Source organism: Nocardia sp. NPDC055321 (assembly GCF_053645575.1).
Map to the genome: position 1 here is coordinate 28,988 of NZ_JBSHMS010000027.1, position 17,143 is coordinate 46,130.

The 17,143-nt window shown below is 68.2% G+C and carries 18 protein-coding genes; 11 read left to right on the plus strand and 7 right to left on the minus strand.

What is annotated here, in order from left to right:
- Positions 1-6 precede the first annotated feature (6 nt).
- Positions 7-723: an alpha/beta fold hydrolase gene (locus ACWIGI_RS33160; RefSeq protein ID WP_454207068.1), complete on the plus strand. Its 717-nt coding sequence runs from the start codon at positions 7-9 to the stop codon at positions 721-723.
- Positions 724-849: 126 nt separating this feature from the next.
- Positions 850-1,521: a hypothetical protein gene (locus ACWIGI_RS33165; protein ID WP_454207070.1), complete on the plus strand. Its 672-nt coding sequence runs from the start codon at positions 850-852 to the stop codon at positions 1,519-1,521.
- A gap of 20 nt (positions 1,522-1,541) precedes the next feature.
- Here the strand turns inward: ACWIGI_RS33165 and ACWIGI_RS33170 are convergent, their stop codons facing one another.
- Entirely contained in the window at positions 1,542-2,537 is a 996-nt protein-coding gene (locus ACWIGI_RS33170; protein ID WP_454207072.1) for an alpha/beta hydrolase, read from the minus strand.
- Between the two features lie 265 nt (positions 2,538-2,802).
- On the opposite strand from ACWIGI_RS33170, the gene ACWIGI_RS33175 reads away from it, so the two are divergent.
- From ACWIGI_RS33175 to ACWIGI_RS33205, 7 genes are all read left to right on the plus strand, one after another.
- Positions 2,803-4,458, plus strand: coding sequence for an FAD-dependent oxidoreductase (locus ACWIGI_RS33175; RefSeq protein ID WP_454207074.1), 1,656 nt, complete (start codon positions 2,803-2,805; stop codon positions 4,456-4,458).
- 117 nt (positions 4,459-4,575) lie between these two features.
- Complete coding sequence (locus ACWIGI_RS33180; RefSeq protein ID WP_454207075.1) at positions 4,576-5,781, plus strand: cytochrome P450; 1,206 nt, start codon at positions 4,576-4,578, stop codon at positions 5,779-5,781.
- Entirely contained in the window at positions 5,781-6,578 is a 798-nt protein-coding gene (locus ACWIGI_RS33185) for an SDR family oxidoreductase (RefSeq protein WP_454207076.1), read from the plus strand. Before ACWIGI_RS33180 ends, ACWIGI_RS33185 begins: the two co-directional genes overlap by 1 nt.
- Positions 6,575-6,775: a ferredoxin gene (locus ACWIGI_RS33190; RefSeq protein ID WP_454207077.1), complete on the plus strand. Its 201-nt coding sequence runs from the start codon at positions 6,575-6,577 to the stop codon at positions 6,773-6,775. Before ACWIGI_RS33185 ends, ACWIGI_RS33190 begins: the two co-directional genes overlap by 4 nt.
- Positions 6,776-6,808: 33 nt before the next feature.
- Positions 6,809-7,360, plus strand: a complete 552-nt coding sequence (locus tag ACWIGI_RS33195) for a nuclear transport factor 2 family protein (protein WP_454207078.1) — start codon at positions 6,809-6,811, stop codon at positions 7,358-7,360.
- Positions 7,357-8,616 carry a hypothetical protein gene (locus ACWIGI_RS33200; RefSeq protein WP_454207080.1) on the plus strand — a complete coding sequence of 420 codons (1,260 nt, stop codon included), beginning with the start codon at positions 7,357-7,359 and terminating at the stop codon, positions 8,614-8,616. Before ACWIGI_RS33195 ends, ACWIGI_RS33200 begins: the two co-directional genes overlap by 4 nt.
- A 24-nt stretch (positions 8,617-8,640) precedes the next feature.
- Positions 8,641-10,263 carry an acyl-CoA synthetase gene (locus ACWIGI_RS33205; RefSeq protein ID WP_454207082.1) on the plus strand — a complete coding sequence of 541 codons (1,623 nt, stop codon included), beginning with the start codon at positions 8,641-8,643 and terminating at the stop codon, positions 10,261-10,263.
- A gap of 133 nt (positions 10,264-10,396) precedes the next feature.
- Here ACWIGI_RS33205 and ACWIGI_RS33210 read toward each other — a convergent pair whose 3' ends face one another.
- On the minus strand, positions 10,397-10,942 hold the full coding sequence (locus ACWIGI_RS33210) for a helix-turn-helix domain-containing protein (RefSeq protein ID WP_454207084.1): 546 nt from the start codon (positions 10,940-10,942) through the stop codon (positions 10,397-10,399).
- 109 nt (positions 10,943-11,051) lie between these two features.
- Here ACWIGI_RS33210 and ACWIGI_RS33215 point away from each other — a divergent pair, with 109 nt between their 5' ends.
- Positions 11,052-11,879 (plus strand): SDR family oxidoreductase, encoded by an 828-nt coding sequence (locus ACWIGI_RS33215; protein WP_454207086.1) that lies wholly within the window; start codon positions 11,052-11,054, stop codon positions 11,877-11,879.
- Positions 11,880-11,945: 66 nt separating this feature from the next.
- Positions 11,946-12,521, plus strand: a complete 576-nt coding sequence (locus tag ACWIGI_RS33220; RefSeq protein WP_454207088.1) for a TetR/AcrR family transcriptional regulator — start codon at positions 11,946-11,948, stop codon at positions 12,519-12,521.
- A 48-nt stretch (positions 12,522-12,569) separates the two neighbouring features.
- Here the strand turns inward: ACWIGI_RS33220 and ACWIGI_RS33225 are convergent, their stop codons facing one another.
- From ACWIGI_RS33225 to ACWIGI_RS33245, 5 genes are all read right to left on the minus strand, one after another.
- Positions 12,570-12,992, minus strand: a complete 423-nt coding sequence (locus ACWIGI_RS33225) for a hypothetical protein (RefSeq protein WP_454207090.1) — start codon at positions 12,990-12,992, stop codon at positions 12,570-12,572.
- 37 nt (positions 12,993-13,029) lie between these two features.
- A complete protein-coding gene (locus ACWIGI_RS33230; protein ID WP_454207092.1) occupies positions 13,030-13,773 on the minus strand; it encodes a hypothetical protein in 744 nt (247 codons plus the stop codon).
- 136 nt (positions 13,774-13,909) lie between these two features.
- Positions 13,910-14,716, minus strand: coding sequence for an AAA family ATPase (locus ACWIGI_RS33235; protein ID WP_454207094.1), 807 nt, complete (start codon positions 14,714-14,716; stop codon positions 13,910-13,912).
- On the minus strand, positions 14,713-16,245 hold the full coding sequence (locus ACWIGI_RS33240; RefSeq protein ID WP_454207096.1) for a MorD protein: 1,533 nt from the start codon (positions 16,243-16,245) through the stop codon (positions 14,713-14,715). Before ACWIGI_RS33240 ends, ACWIGI_RS33235 begins: the two co-directional genes overlap by 4 nt.
- A gap of 205 nt (positions 16,246-16,450) precedes the next feature.
- Positions 16,451-17,059, minus strand: a complete 609-nt coding sequence (locus tag ACWIGI_RS33245) for a TetR/AcrR family transcriptional regulator (RefSeq protein ID WP_454207098.1) — start codon at positions 17,057-17,059, stop codon at positions 16,451-16,453.
- Positions 17,060-17,143 lie beyond the last annotated feature (84 nt).

The window sequence follows — 17,143 nt, forward strand, 5'->3', positions numbered from 1 at the left end:
GTAGCCGTGAGCTCCGAAAACAATCCGACCATCGTGCTCGTGCACGGGGCGTTCGCCGATTCCTCCAGCTGGAACGGTGTGGTGGCGAACCTGCGTGAGCGGGGATATTCCGTTGTCGCCGCGGCCAATCCGCTGCGCGGGCTGAGTTCCGACGCCGCGTACGTCGGCTCGGTCCTGGACTCGATCGAGGGTCCGGTGGTGCTGGCCGGGCACTCCTACGGCGGCAGTGTCATCACCGTCGCCGCGGCCGGGAAGACGAACGTCACCGCGCTGGTCTACATCGCGGCGTTCATCCCCGCCGAGGGTGAGAGCGCGCTCGAGCTGACCGACAAGTTCCCCGGCTCGACGCTCGGCCCGACCACGAGCCCGGCCCGGTACCCGCTGCCCGACGGCGAGTCCGGTACCGAGCTCTACATCCGCCAGGCCGAGTTCCCCGCCCAGTTCGCCGCCGACGTGGCACCCGAGACCGCCGCCCTGATGGCCGCAACCCAGCGCCCCGTCGCCCTGGCCGCCCTGCAGGAACCCGCCGCAGCGGCCGCGTGGCGGACCATCCCCGCCTACGCGCTGCTCACCACCAACGACAAGAACATCCCCGTCCAGGCTCAGCAGTTCATGGCCGAACGGGCGTCCGCGAAGACCACCGAGATCGTGGCGTCGCACGCGGTGAGCGTGTCGGAACCCGACGCCGTGAGCGAGTTGATCATCTCGGCCGCCGGCGGATAGACGCGGCGGATCGCGGACGCGCTCCGCTGCCGGCGGCACGGGCGCGTCCCCGAGGTCGATCGTGCGGAAACGGACGACCTCGGCCATTCAGCAGCAGGTGTGCATCGTGGCTGATAGAACCGCGTGATGGGTAAGCTGACAGCCAAGAAAAAGGCTCGACGAAAGACCCGTCAAGCCAAGAGCCTCCACGGGGACGTCTATCTGCCGCGATGGGAGATTCCCGCGGAGGTCCTGCCGTTCGAGCCACCCGAGTGGTTGTGGGACATCGAAGCTTTCGAGCGGGACGTGGCCCGATGGACAGCGTGGGAAGGTCCGTGTGGGGTACCGGTTTCCCCAGCCCCGACCGACAGTGTGCGTGAGTTCCTGCTCGGAGGTTTCACCTCGTTCGAGGGTTTCGACGCCCGTCAACGTGGGTTCGTCCTCGACGCGGAGACGTTGTCCGAGCGGTTGTTCCGACGCGGATGGTGTTTCAGCAGCGACTTCTCCGGTCCGGACGTCCTGTGCTGGGTGTATCCGCCGTCCACGTATTCGTCGGACGAGGGCCACATCGAGCCGATGACGACCTTCCAGGCATGCACGTCGGACGCGGAGTACTTCGACGACTGTGAGTTCTCGATCATGGTCACGGGGCAGACGTGGGAGACCGGGGAGTGGCAGGTGCGCACCCTCGACAAGTTCTTCGCGAACATCGACGCGGTCGAGCGCCACCGCGCGGGCGACGACCTCGGCAACCTGCCGTTCGACTTCGACGCAAGCCACGCGCTCCACCACCGCCGAGTTCCCGACTTCGCGACCTAGCGTCCGGACCCCGCCGGCACTCAGACCAGCCCGGTCGACCGTGTCGGCTGGGGTGCGAAGTACGACGCCACCGCGTGCCGGAACCAGCGCTCGCGCGAGCGCAACGCGCGCCGGCTCACCTCCGCGGTGGGAACGATCCGGTCGAACCCGTGCCAGCACCCCGGATAGATCTCGAAATCGACGGGGACGCCCGCGTCCCGCAGCTTGTTGACGTAGGCGGCGGTCTCGTCCAGAAACGGTTCCAGATCCCCGACATAGGTGAAAGTCGGTGGCAGACCGCGTAAATCGGTGGCCCGGGCCGGCGCGGCGTAGATCGGCACGTCGTCGCGCAGGTGCCCGCGGCCCAGGTACAGCCGCCAGGCCGAGCGCAGTGTCGTGCTGTCCAGTAGGGGAGCGTCGTTGTTCACCGCAGACGGGGTCGTCACCCGGTCGTCGAGCATCGGGTAGATCGGCAGCTGGAACGCGACGTTCACCTCGCCGCGGTCGCGGGCGAGCAGGGTCAGCGCGGCGGTCAGGCCGCCGCCCGCGCTCTCCCCGCCCACCGCGATCTGATCGTCGCGGACGCCGAGGCGAGCCGCGTTGTCGCGCAACCAGATCAGGGCGTCGTAGGCGTCGTCCAATGCCGCGGGGTAGGGGAGCGCGGTGCTCAGGCGATAGGCGGGGGCCACGATCACGCAGCCGGTGGCGGTGATCATCCGGCGGTAGAACGCGGCGTCTTGCTCGGGGGAGCCCAGGGCGTAGCCGCCCCCGTGGAACCACAGCAGCCCGGTCGCGTCGCGCGCCGGCGTCAGCGGGGAGTAGACCATCACGCGCAACCGTGAGCCGTCGGCGCGCGGAATATGGAACTCCCGCACGCGCATGGTGCGCGGCCTGCGTCGATACGCGACCGCCGTGACCCGCCCCAGCGCGAGGCTGCCCCGGCGCAGCCGGGCATCGCCGATCCGGGAACCGAAGCGGCGCAGCACGAGCCCTGTCCGGCGTAGCTGCGGATCGATCATGTCAGCGGTGATTCTCATGTCTTCCTCTCCGGTCCTCGTCGACGCTACAGCGATTATGGACGGTTCTATGGACAGCTGTACAGGCGGGGCGGCGGACCGTCGCGCCCGGCTCTGCGCCGCGATCGGACCGGCCACCCTTGCGTTGGAACGCTGTCGGAAATAGTATCCGGACATATGTCCGTATAGCTGTCCGAGTTAGTCGAGATGTCCCGCGCGGCACTCGGCCGCCGTCGGCGCCCCGTCCCCGAATCGCTTCCTCGGTTCCGTACCTGTGAGGACATCCATGGCCTACGTGATCACCCAACGATGCTGCAACGACGCCAGTTGCGTGGTCGAATGCCCGGTCGACTGCATCCGACCGCGCCCGGACGAGGCCGCGTTCGCCACCGCCGAGCTGCTGCACATCGACCCCGACACGTGCATCGACTGCGGCGCCTGCGTGGAAGCGTGCCCGGTGGACGCGATCTTCGCCGCGGACGAACTCCCCGACGCGCTGTCCCGGTATGCCGAGATCAATGCCGACTACTTCGCGCACAATCCACTCGAAACCGACATCACCGCGGCCGCGACTCCGCTGCGCCTGCCGCGCGAGGCCGCACCCCTGCGGGTCGCGATCGTCGGCACCGGACCCGCGGCCTGTTACGCCGCCGAACAGCTGCTCGGGCGCGGGCGGGTCGAGGTCGACCTGTTCGACAAATCCCCCGCGCCCTGGGGGCTGGCGCGCTACGGCGTAGCGCCCGACCATCCCGAAACCCGCGGCGTGATCGATCAATTCAACGCCGCGTTCAAACGCGACGCGGTCCGCATGCACCTCAACGTCGACATCGGGCGCGACATCACCCACGCCGAACTGCTCGAGCACTTCCACGCGGTGATCTACGCGGTCGGCGCCCCCGGCGATCGCCGGCTCGGCATCGCCGGTGAGGATCTGCCCGGAAGTCATTCCGCCACCGAGTTCGTCGCCTGGTACAACGGGCATCCGGACCGCGCGGACCGCGTATTCGACCTCGCGGGTGAGCGCGCGGTCGTCGTCGGCAACGGCAACGTCGCCTTGGACGTGGCCCGCGTGCTGACGGTCGACCCGGACCGGCTGGGGCGCACCGACATCGCCGACCACGCCCTGGAAGCGTTGCGGCACAGCGCCGTTCGAGAGGTTGTGCTGCTGGGCAGGCGGGGGCTCGTCCACGCAGCGTTCACCGGTCCCGAGTTCCTGGCCCTGGGGCACCTCGAGGGCGTGGACGTGATCATCGATCCGGCCGACATCGACGCCGAGGTCACCGCCGCCCTCGCCGATCCCGACACCGATCCGGCACTGCGCCTGAAACTGAGCCTGGCCGCCGAGTACGCGGCCCGCCCGCGCACGAGCGGGAACAAACGCATCGTCTTCCGGTTCCTGGCCACTCCGCGCGAGGTCGCGGGCGATCAGTGCGCCACCGGTATTCGCGTCGAGCGCACCGGCGCCGCGGCCGATTCACCGCCCACCGAGACCCTGGACGCGCGCTTGATCGTGCGCGCGGTCGGCTATCGCGGGGTCCCGGTACCCGACGTGCCCTTCGATCCGGGGGCCGCCGTGATTCCCAACCGGCTGGGCCGGGTCGTGGACGCCCTGGGCGCGACCGTGCCCGGGGTCTACACCGCGGGCTGGATCAAACGCGGGCCGCGCGGGGTGATCGGTACCAACCGCGGCGACGCCGAGGAGACGGTGACCCAGCTGATCGCGGACTTCCTGGCCGGGGAGCTGGATCGCCCGGTGCGCGAACGGGATTCGTTCGAGGAGTTGCTCACCGGCCGCTGCCCGGATCATGTGGATCGCGCGGGCTGGATGACCGTGGACGCCGCCGAGAAGGCCGCCGGTGCCGCCGCGGGGCGTCCGCGCGTGAAGTTCGTGCGCGCCCGCGACATGGTGGATCTGGCCCGGGGCGCGGTGGCTGCCCGATGACCATTGTTATGGACCTATGTCGGTGATACTGTCCAGACACATGTCCAGTCTTCAGTCCGTCCGGACGGGGCAGCCCCGGAACCGGAAGCACGAACTAGCGAATTCGAGGTGCCCGTGATGACTTCGGCCTCACTGGAGCCGTTCACTTTCGACCCCTACGACTACGGGTTCCACGACGATCCGTACCCGACCTACGAGCGCCTGCGCACCGAGGCGCCGCTGTACTACAACCCGGACCTCGACTTCTGGGCACTGTCGCGGCACGCGGACGTCATCGCCGGATTCCGCGACAACGTGCGGCTCTCGAGCGCGATGGGCGTCTCCCTCGATCCCGCCGCCTGGGGCCCGCACGCACACCGGACGATGTCCTTCCTGGCCATGGACGACCCCCGGCACATGCGCATGCGGCGACTGGTCTTCAAGGGCTTCACCCCGCGCCGGGTCACCGAGATGGAGGCGCGGATCGAGGAGCTGACCCGCGAACACCTCGAACCCGCCCTGGAACGCGGAACCTTCGACTGGATCGAGGATTTCGCGGGCAAGCTCCCCATGGACGTCATCTCCGAACTCATGGGCGTGCCGGTCTCGGACCGCGCGGAGATCCGCCGGCTCGCGGACCTGGTCGTGCATCGCGACGACGGCGTCATGGACGTGCCGCACAGCGCGATCGACGCCTCGCTGCAGCTGATCGTCTACTACAGCGAGATGGTCACCGCCCGCCGCGCCGAACGTACCGACGACCTCACCTCGGCCCTCCTGGACGCGGAGATCGAGGGTGATCGCCTGACCGACGAGGAGATCATCGGGTTCATGTTCCTGATGGTCGTCGCCGGGAACGAGACCACCACCAAACTGCTCGGCAACGCCCTGTACTGGGCCGGGCGCACACCCGGCGAGTACGCCAAGGTCGTCGCCGACCCCGACCTGGTCCCGGACTGGGTGGAGGAAACCCTGCGCTTCGACACCTCGAGCCAGATCGTGGCCCGCAGCGCGGCGGTCGACCTCGAGATGTACGGCCGCACCATCCCCGCCGGCTCGAAAGTGCTGCTGCTCATGGGATCCGCCAACCGGGACTCCGAGGTCTTCCCCGACGGCGACGTCTTCCGGATCGACCGCCCCGAGAAGGGCGCGATCTCCAGTTTCGGTGCGGGCGTGCACTTCTGCCTCGGCGCGCACCTGGCCCGGCTGGAAGCGATCGTCGCGCTGCGCGCGTTCGTGTCCCGCGTGCGCGACTACACCCTCGACGAATCCGGAATCGTGCGCGTGCATTCGACCAATGTGCGCGGCTTCGCCACCCTGCCCATCACCACGGAGAACGCCTGATGCCCCGCTTCGCACCCCAGCCCGAACGCCGCCCCGCCATCGTCACCGGCGCCTCCTCGGGAATCGGCGCCGCCACCGCCATCGCCCTGGCCGAACTCGGCCACCCGGTCGTGCTCGGCGCCCGCCGCCTCGACGAATGCCAACTGCTGGCGGAGAAGATCCGTGCCGACGGCGGTGCGGCGCAGGCACTTCGGGTCGATGTCACCGATACCGCGTCGGTCGACGAGTTCGTCACCGGCGCCGAGGCCGAGTTCGGCCCGACCGAGATCGTGGTGTCCGCCGCCGGGCACCTGGTGTTCGGCCTGGTCCACGAACTCACCCCGGAGCAGTACCTGCAGCAGGTGAATCTGCACCTGGTCGGCCCGCAGCGCCTGGCCCATCGGGTGTTGCCCGGCATGCTCGAGCGCGAGCGCGGCGACTTCGTGCTCATCAGTTCCGACACCGCCACCGCGCCGCGCCCGCGATCGGGCGCCTACCCCGCGGCCAAGTCCGGCCTCGAGTCGATGGTCCGCCAGCTCTGGATGGAACTCGAGGGCACCGGCGTGCGCGCCTCGCTCGTTCGCCCCGGTCCGACCCTGACCGCCATGGGCACCGACTCCACCGCCGAGGTCATCGGGCCGCTGCTCGCGGACTGGGACAAGTGGGGATTCGCCCGGCATTCGGAAATGCTCAAGCCGGCGAACCTGGCCTCGGCCGTGGTCGCGGTGGTCTCGGCGCCGCGCGGCGCGCACATCCAGCTCACCGAGGTTCAGCCCGAAGCCCGGGTCACGCCCCGTGAGAACGGCGGTGCGTCATGAGGATCGTGGTCGACCGGGATCTGTGCCAGGGCCACGCGGTGTGCGCGGCCGAGGCCCCCGAGGTGTTCTCCGTCCCCCGCCGCGGCCCGGTCGAGCTCCTCGACGCCGAGCCCGGCCCCGAGGTTCGCGCCCAGGTCCTGGACGCGGTCCGCTACTGCCCCACCCAAGCACTGTCGATCATCGACAACGACGCGTGACCGCCGGTCACGTAGAACGAAAGGTCAACGGAAATGCCTGATTTCGATCGCGCCGAACTCGACGAGATGGTGCGCCGCTGGTTGCAGGCCAACAAGGAGTGCGAGGCCGCCGGCGACTGGCGGCCGCTCGCGGAGTACTACACCGAGGACGCCACCTACGGCTGGAACTACGGGCCCAAGGACGAGTTCATGGCCGTGGGCCGCGACGAGATCCGCGACATCGCCATCGGTTTGGAGATGGACGGCCTCGAGGGCTGGACCTACCCGTACCAGGACGTGGTGATCGACGACCGCAGTGGCAACGTGATCGGGCTGTGGAAGCAGGTCGCCGACGCGAAACGTGCCGACGGCACCCACTATTCGCCCGAGGGCATCGGCGGCAGCTGGTTCCGCTACGGCGGCAACTTCCAATGGTCCTGGCAGCGTGACTTCTTCGACTTCGGCAACGTGAGCGCGCTGTTCCTCGAGATGATGACCGCCAACGCGCTGTCCGACGGCATGAACAAGCGCATCACCCGCGCCACCTCCGGCGACCCGCTGCCCGGCTGGTACAAGATCGGCAAAGGTCCGGTGCCGCTGTGGTGAGTGACGCGCCCGATCGGCGCAGCGCGTTCGCGGACCTGACCCGGGAACAATTGGCCGTCCTGGTTCCGGAGTTGCTGCTCAGCGGTCACCTCATCGACCGCTCGGGCATGGCGCACACCATCGGCGCCTTCGGGCGCGAGGGCATGGCCCAGGTGGCGATCGAGGAATGGCAGGTCGCCAGCCCGGTCTACACCCGGCGCATGCAGCGCGCGCTCGGATACACCGGCGACAGCGTCGAAACCATCTTCAAGGGACTGCAACTCGACATCGGCGCGCCCCCGCAGTTCATGGACTTCCGCTACCGGATCCAGGACCGCGACCACGGGGAGTTCTGGCTCGATCACTGTGGCGCGCTGGCGGACGTGGAACCCATGGGACCGGACTACGTCCGATCGATGTGCCACGACATCGAGGACCCGACCTTCGACGCCACCGCCCTGGCCACCAATCCGCGCGCCCAGGTCCGCCCGATCCACCGCCCGCCCCGGGTGCCGGCCGACCGGACCCCGGTGTGCGCGTGGACCGTGATCATCGACGAGTCCCACGTTCCGCCGCCGATTCCGGCGAACTTCGACATCGTCTCGGAATCGCATGCCGCGCATGTGGTTCTGGATCCGATCGACCCGGACGACCCCGGGCAGGGCGACTACACCGGCCCGCTGCTGAGTGACCTGCGGTTCAGCGACTTCTCCCGGTCGGCGCTGATCCGCATGGCCGACGAGGTGTGCCTGCAGCATCATCTGCTGGCCCTGGGCTTCCTCATCGCGATCGGCTCGCGTACCGACGTCGACGCCGCCGCGGACATCGGGCGCAAACAGTTCGCCGGAATCGCGGGCCTGACCTCCGAACGCCTGCGCGACGCACTCGAACTCGGCGACGACGATACCGCGCTGGCGCAGGTCCTGCGCCTGCACCCGGCGTGGAATCCGCTGTGCTACACCGGTGTTCAGGTCGATCACGCCGACATCGGGGTGCGGCTGCGCCTGCCCAAGCGCAGCGGAGCCGTCAGCGACCGCGTCTGGCCGTCCCTGCTGGACGCCGAGCACCTGGCGGCGATCGAGGCCATGGCCCGCGGGGTCAACCCGCGCTACACCGTCCACGTCACCGCCGACACCGACGACGAACTCGCCCTCGGATTCCTGCTCGCGGAACAGCCCTTCCGCGAATCCGGCGAGGTGGCCATCACCCGCTTCAGCACCGGCGCCGACTTCCGCTTCGCCGATCGCGGCATCCCGCTGCCGCTGACCGTGGTCTGACACCCCGATGAAAGATGAATTGCCATGGCGTGCAACTTCGCTGACCTGTTCGAGCACGCGGTCGACGCGATGCCCGAACGCATCGCGCTGATCCACCGTGACCGGCGAATCACATACCGCGAGCTCGACATTCGAGCCAACCGGCTCGCGCACCACCTGACCTCGATCGGCGTGGCGCCCGGCACCCACGTCGGGTTCCAGATGCACAACAGCATCGAGACCATGGAAACGCTCATCGCGTGCTTCAAGGTGCGCGCGGTGCCGATCAATATCAACTACCGGTACGGCGCCGAAGAGCTGACCTACATCTACGACAACGCCGACCTGCACACCCTGGTGTTCCACCGCAGCTACGCGAGCGCAGTCGGCGCCGCGCTGAGCCGCTCGCCGCGGGTCCGGCGCGCCATCGTGGTCGAGGACGACCTCGACAGCGGGAACATCGAAACCACAGCGGCACACTATGAATCGGTACTGTCGCCGGTGACGACCCGGCCCGCGGCCGAGCGCACCTCCGACGACCTGTTCATGATGTACACCGGCGGCACCACCGGCATGCCCAAGGGCGTCATGTGGCGTCAGGAGGACATGTGGCGGGTGCTCGGCGGCGGGATCGACTTCTACACCGGCGAACCGGTGGCCGACGAGTTCCAGCAGTCGCAGGTCGGCGCGAAGAACGAACCGATGACGTGGCTGATCCTGCCTCCGCTCATTCACGCCGCGGCGATGATGCCGACCTTCAACGCCCTGTGGAGCGGCAACACCCTGATCTACGAATCCCGCTTCGACCCGGCCACGATCTGGGCGACGATCGAGCGGGAACGGCCCGCGGTCATGGTCATCACCGGCGACGCCATGGCGCGCCCGCTGCTGGACGAGCTCGCCGCGTCGCCGGTGGACGCGAGCTCGCTGGTGGTCATCGCTTCCGGGGCGGCGCTGCTGTCCCAGCCGGTGAAGAACCGGCTGCTCGAGCAGTTCCCGAACGCGTTGGTCTCCGACTCCATCGGTTCGTCCGAAACCGGTTTCGGCGGTATCGGATTCGCCACCAAGGACGACGATCCCGGACGCGGCCCGCGCGTGCAGGTCGGGCGCGGCGCGGTGGTGGTCGACGACTCCGGTATCCCGGTGCCGCCGGGCGAGCAGGGCTGGCTGGCCAAGACCGGGGCGGTCCCGCTCGGCTACTACAAGGACGAGGAGAAGTCGCGCCGGCTGTTCAAGACCGTGGACGGCGCCCGGATGGTTGTCACCGACGATCGTGCCCGGGTCGAGAGCGACGGCTCGATCACCCTCATCGGGCGCGGCAACATGGTGATCAACACCGGCGGGGAGAAGGTGTTCGTCGAAGAGGTCGAGAGCGTGCTCAAGGCGCACCCGAGTGTCTTCGACGCGGTGGTCGTCGGTGTGCCGCACGAGCGCTGGGGTCAGCAGGTCGCGGCGGTGATCGCCACGACCGAGGGAGCCGTGCTCGATTTCGAGGCGCTCACCGGGCACGTGCGCGCCCATCTGGCGGGGTACAAGACCCCGCGCACGCTGTGGATCGCGACCACGGTGACGCGCTCGCCCAGCGGAAAGCCGGACTATCGATGGGCCAAGGAGTTCATCGGGAGTCGCGCGCCCGATCACGAGGTCGGGGCCGCCGCCCGCTCCTGAGAAGAGCGAAAGTCGCTGCCGCGCAACCGCACCGGATTCGGTGCCCGGTTGCGCGGCAGTGTCGTTTCCGTGCCGGGCCGCGAGTGCCGGCGATGCCGAATGACCACGGCAGGCATCGCCGGAAGCTCCCGCTTCAGCGGTCCTCGGGCACCGGTTCGATGGTGGGCGTGGCGTTTTCGCCGCGCATACGGGTCGAGTAACCCATCGCGGCGTCGATCAGGGACTCGACGTAGATCTTCTCCAGCCGCCGGGACGTGAAGGGATCGCTGCCGGTGCCGATCGCCGCGTCGATGCGGCCGCGGATTCGATCGGTCAGCCGCTGCTGCATGTCGATCAGATCGGGTTCGGCGACCGCCGGGGTGAGCATCGTGGCGGCGGTGGCCATGGTCAGCGGAGTCTGCTCGGCCTCGCCGCCGGGTGCGATCGTGCGTCGCAGGGTCGGTAGCGACAGCGCGCGCCACACCACCTCCGCGAGCAGTTGTTCGCGGGAATCGAAGTAGCTGTAGACCGTCGCGGTGCCGATGCCGGCCTCCCGGGCGACGATCCGCAGGGTCAATCCGTCGAAACCACCGCGGGCCAGCACCCGGACCGCGGCATCGACTATGCGCTCGAACATTTCGGACTTGTCGTGCTGGGACCGCCGGGCACCCCCGGCCACACTGGACAGTTTTTCGGACACAAGTCTAGATGCTATTCTGGACATCATTACAAGGCAATGGATCGAGGCTGAGACGACCGCCATATCGCCTGGTTCGAGTCCGTTCACACGTAGGAGGTAGCGCACGCCGATGAGCGCATCGATCACCGGCCGCATCGTCGCGGTCACCGGGGGAGCCCGCGGGATCGGCCGGGCGATCGCGGCGGAACTGACCGCCCGCGGCGCCCTCGTCGTCATCGGAGACCTCGACGCGAGCGCGGCCGCGGATACCGCCGCCGCGCTCGGGCTCGCGGGCGCGTTCGCCCTCGATGTCACCGATGCCGACTCCTTCGCGGAGTTCCTGCGCCGGGCCGAACGCGACGTCGGCGCGATCGACGTGCTGATCAACAACGCCGGCGTGATGCCGGTCGGGCGCTTCACCGAGGAGCCGGACGCGCTGACCCGCGGGATCCTCGACATCAACGTCTACGGGGTCATGCTCGGCACCAAACTCGTCCTGCCGGGCATGCTTTCGCGCGGACGCGGGCACGTCGTGAACATCTCCTCGCTGGCCGGGGAGAACCCGACCCCGGGCATGGCGACCTACTGTGCGAGCAAGCAGGCGGTGCTGAGTTTCACCGAGACCATGCGCCGGGAGCAGCACGGCAGCGGCGTGCGGTTCTCGGCGGTGCTGCCGACCTTCACCCGCACCGAGATGATCGCGGGCACCCGCGCGCCGCTCGGTCTGCTGGCCGAGCCGGCCGATGTCGCCCGCGCGGTCGCGCGCCTGCTCTCCCGTCCCCGCCGGCGCGTGACGGTGACCCGCCGCGCCGGCTGGCTCGCGGCCCTGGACAAGCTGACTCCGCGCCCGGTCGGCGACGCCATCACCCGCCGTCTGGGCGTCGATCGGATCTTCCTGGACGAGGTCGATCGGACCGCGCGGGCGTCCTACGACGAGCGGGTGCGCACGCGTCACTAGCGCGAATCGGCCGGTCAGCCGGAGGACGAATTGTTCTGGACACGTGTCGGTAGTAGTTTTGGACATATGTCTGCTCCTGTACCGAACAATCTGGAGGCCACCCGGCGTCGCCTGAGCGGGAAGCAGGCCGCGACCGTGGACCGCCTGACCAAGGCCGCCGTGACCGTCCTGGCCCGAGAAGGCTACGCGGCCACCACGATTCGCCTGATCGCCGCCGAGGCCGGGATCGGCACCGCAACCGCGTATACCTACTTCTCCTCCAAGGAACACCTGATCGCCGAGGTGTACTGGCGCCGCCTGATCGCCGCCCCCGCGGTCGAGCTGTCCGACACCGACCCCGCGGGTCGCGCGGTAGCGGTCCTGGGCCAGGCCGCGATGCTGGTGGCCGACGAGCCCGCCCTGGCCGCCGCGATCAGCCAGGCCCTGCTCGGCAACGACGCCGACGTGGCCCACCTGCGCCTGCGGATCGGCGGCGAGCTCCACTCCCGCCTGGTCGAGGCCCTGGGTTCGGACAGCAGCGACGATCTGGAGTACCTCGAGATGCTGTACTACGGCGCGATGCTGCAGGCGGGCATGGGGCATCTGTCCTACTCGGAGGTGGCCGAACGCATGGAGAAGGCGACCCGCCGCCTGCTCGGCTGAGCCGCGAGCTCACGACTCCATCGCAATCACGCGGTCCAGTCGGCTATTTCAGCGCTGTGCCGGATTCTGGGCTTGTTCGCGTGCGACGCGTTCGTCGCGATTGCGGACGAGTTCCCGGAATCCGATTCGGTCGTAGCCGGGCTTGGGTTGCACGCCCCACTCGTCTTTCGCGGTCCGCTGATCGGTTCCTTCCGACGGTTTGCCGATCGGATAGGGCTGGTCACACTCCAGGGTGTCGTCGGAGTAGCGGACTTTCATCATCTCGCTGCATATCTCGGTGAGTGACAGGGTGGGCCAGCCGTACCACAGGGCCAGCGCGGGGACGGTGAACGCGCCTTCGATGACCAGTGCGAAAAGGCAGACGAAGATGCCGCGTTTGAGCCATTTGTGCATGCGCGCGAAAGCGGGAGTGGTGCCGGGTGGCAATTCCGCCTCGGGGGAGGCAGCGGAACCGGATGGTGCGGTACTCATGGGTGAACTCCTGTGGCCGTCGATGATTCGTGGCCGGTCAATCGGAGAAGATCTCGCGGTTGACCGTGTGCAGATAGGGGATGGCCAGGAACGGGGTGATGTAGAAGATGTCGTACAACCACCAGCCGAAGACCGGGAGTACCGTGCCCTCGAACCGAATATCGGCGTACATGGTCATGTTCGCGACGTAGCCGACCCAGATGACAACGCCGAACCAGCAGGTCACGGTCAGCCACTGGTGACCCCAGCGCTTCATCTGCAGGAACGCGATCGCCGCGGCGACGCGCATGGGGAACACCACGAAGATCAGCGCGATCTCCCAGCCCTTCTCACCGGGCGCGCTGGAGCCGCCGATCCACAATTCGTTGTAGTGCCAGAAGTATCCGTTGTCGACGAAATTGCCCCACGCGGTGAAGAACACGCGGGTGACGAGGGTGTGGTTGGCGAGCAGGTCCAGCACCCAGCCGATGCTGTTGAGGAAGGCATCCAGGATGACGAGGTAGCCGATCAGCGTGACGATGATCGGGCGGACCGACAGTCCGTCGCGCTGCGCCTGCCGCTGGAGCCAGACACCGCGCAGGAACAGCGGCAGGCCGAAGATGCCGAGCACGAACGTTCCCATGAGCAGGGTGCCGCCGGTCAGCCAGAAATCGGCCCGGCGCTGCGCGAGTCGGCTTTCCTCTTCGTGCTGATCGAAGGACACCGATCCCGGTGCGGTTCGCTCGCTCGGAACGGCCGCACCCGCGGGCGCGCGGCGAAGGTTGAGTTTCGGGAGGTTCACGACGACTCCTACCAGTCGCGGGTGAAGTACATGTTCACCTGGATGAGGAACATGGCCAGCAGATAGCCGTAGATGACGATCTGGAAGACGATCAGTGCGCGTTTACGTTGTCGGTCTTGTTCGTTCACTGCTTCTCCTACGGTGCGGGCACGGGCCGGTCGGTGGATGCGAACAGGTGCGCGGCCGCGATCTCGCGCAGGCCGTCGTGGATGGCGCCGTCGCTGCTCAGCGGCGCCAGGACGCACACCTGTGCGGCTTCGAGCTCGTCGGCGCCGTCGGCGATCAGGCGGGCGGCGGCGACCAATACGCGGGTGGACGGGGGTTCGAAGTGAAAGGCTTGATCGGCCTGTCGAATGCTGGTGGCGCAGTGGACGAGTCGCCGTGCGACGGAAATCTCGACTCCCGCTTCGGCGGCGACGACCTCGGCCTCGCGCTCCGGCGGCAGATAGTTCATCGCGATGGTCAGGAACCGTTGGCGGAAGGACGGTTTGAGTTCTTTGAGGGAACTGCGGTAGGCCGGGTTGTACGAGCAGACGAGCATGAACGGCTCCGGGGCGACGACGATTTCGCCGGCGCGGTCCAGGTAGAGCGTCCGTCGATGATCGGTGAGCGAGTGCAGGATCGCGAGGGAATCGTGGCGTGCCTCGACGACCTCGTCGAGATAGCAGATCGCGCCGGATTTGACGGCTCGGGTCAGTGGGCCGTCGGTCCAGACGACGTCACCGCCGGCCACGATGAAGCGCCCCACCAGATCGGAGCTGGTGAGATCGTCGTGGCAGCTGATGGTGACCACGGGCCGTCCGAGTTGGCGGCCCATGAACTCGACGAATCTGGTTTTGCCGCAACCGGTCGGCCCGGTGAGGATCACCGGCAGACGCTGCCGGTGCGCGCGTTCGAACAGCCGCACTTCGGTGCCGCTGGAGAAATACGGATCGGATGTCATTGGGCCACCAACTCGCGATGGATATGGGCAAGGACCCGGGGGAGTTCGTCCACCCGGCGGATTCGTGTCGATCGGCGTACGCCGAAGACCTCGGGAAGTGGGTCCACGCGGGTGGGGCCGACACCGATGTAATAGAGGAAGACGCCCGCGTCCTCGGCTTCCTCGACGGCATGGGCGACGTCGGCCCACGCGTAGCGGCCCTCGTAGCCTTCGTCCGACATGAGGCCGTCGCCGATGACGATGGCCAGGCGGCGTTGCGAAGGCTGCTCGAGCAGGCGCCGGGTCAGATGTCGAAGGGGCGCGCCGAGCCGGGTGTAGCCGCCGGTCAGCAAGCCCAGGGTGCCGGGATCGACGAAGTGCGGGTCGTCGAAGTCCTTGAGGCAGCCGACCTCTACGCGATGGCGGGTGTTGCCGGTGAAGACGAAGATGCCGTGTCGCTCCCGGGCAAGGGTCATGGCCCGGGAGAGGGCGTCCGCGCACTCGAGTTCCAAGCGGAACAGCCGGCCCCCATGGATTCCGAGGGAGGAACTGCCGTCCAGCAGCAGGGCCGTGGTGACATCGCGCGAACTGGGCAGCAGGTCGCGGAAGAAGCGTGGTTGCTGACCCACTCCCGTTCTCAGATCGACGAAATGGTTCACGTAGCGGTCGATGTCGAGGTCGGACCCGTCCTCGAGGCCCGTGCGCATGGCACGGTGTGTGTGCTCGGCGAACCAGCGGCGGATGTCCGGCGAGACGTTCGCGACCGGGGATTGCCGGGTGGCGTGTTTGCGTTCCAGGACCGCGACGTGGTCGGGCAGGAACGCGCCGGTCCACAGATTCCATTCCGGGTAGGGGATTCCGGCGCGCTCGTGCGCCCGGATCTCGATCTCGTCGTTCTCGGGCCGGCTCGGCGGCGGCAGATTCGAATTGCGGTCTCCGCCGTCGCCTCCGACCGGGACCGACATGAGCCGGGGTGTGTCACTGCGCGGGGAGGTCCACGGCATGCGCGCGTGCACCCGGCGGATCGCGGCCGCGAAGGCTCCGCGCCCGGGGGCCGCCAGCGGCGGGCGGCCCAGCAGCGGATGTGGTGCGAGTGGTTGCCGTGAGCGTGCCAGATCGATTGCGCGACCGAGGATCTCCTCGCCCGGCAGGCTGTGGTCGTCGATGTCGAGCTCGGGCAGGGCACGCCGGAGTTCCGGCAGCAGACCCGGCAGCCGGTCCGCGATCCAGCCCGCCGCGACGCCACCCTCGACCAGGGACAGCGCACCGAGCTGGCGTGGTGAGAGCTCGTGCAGTGCGAATCGAGCGATACGGTCCTTGGACGGTGAACACTGCAGTGCGACACCGCATGTCAGCGTTATCCGGTTCCATTCCGGGCTGATCGCCGGGAACGGGACATGGACCATGTCGCGGGCCGGATTCAAGCCGAAGCCGCGGTGGCGGCCGGTGATGAGCCGCACGCCCGCACGGCGCCGTTCGGAGAACGCCACGGCGGTCACCGCGCATCCGCGTTCCACCGCCTGCGGATTCGACAGCTCACCGGTGCTCATCGAGGTTCCGTTCGCCCGGGTCTTCGTGCCCTCGCGCGGGTCAGAAGGTGCCGATGTTCTTCATGACCCAGTACCAGAACGCGATGACCAGCAGGATTACGCCCCAGGCCAGTGCCAGTCGAAGCAGGTCTTGCCACATGAGTTCGTCTCCGTCTTCTCGGGTGGGCCGATATGTCGAATCGGCCGGGGGTGTGCGGATTCCGGGTCATCGGGGCTCCAAACTGCGCAGCACCGTGATCAGGTAGCTGTCCAGGACCGCAGCACGCAGTTCCTTGGCGTCCGCCGTGGTCGTGAGCAGGCCGTAGAAGCCCAGCAGGAAGAACACCGCGCTGTGATAGGGATCGACGACGATCTCCACGTGCCCCTCGCCGGCGGCCGTTTCGATCATCGATGCCACGAGCCCGATCACTTCGTGCTCACGCCACTCGTCGGTCAGCGGTCGGGTCGGTGAGAAGTGCAGGGCGAGAAGGTCTTTGAAGAGCAGCCTGCCCAGCCGGTCTTCCAGATCGACGACCAGGTCGATCGTCTTGCGCAGCGCGGACCGCAGGTCGTGCGGCGTAGCGAGGAAGCGGACCAGCTCGCCCGCGATGCGCGCCTCCTCCTGCCGCTCCAGTTCGAGGAGCACATGCTCTTTGGTGGGGAAATGGAAGTAGAAGGTGCCCCGGGCAATGCCCGCAGCGCTGACGATTGCGGCGACGTCCGCGTCGGTTGCCCCGGTCCGCTTGAATTCGGCGACCGCGGCGTCCAGTACGCGCTGGCGGGTCTGCAGGCGCTGGGCCTCGCGTCCCTGAGGTTTGTCTCGAGTCTGGCTCATGGGCTCGACTTCTACGATCGCGGTCGCCGATTGTCAACGAATCCGTTACGGGGAGAGTGGGTCCCGGATTGGCCGGGTGGATCG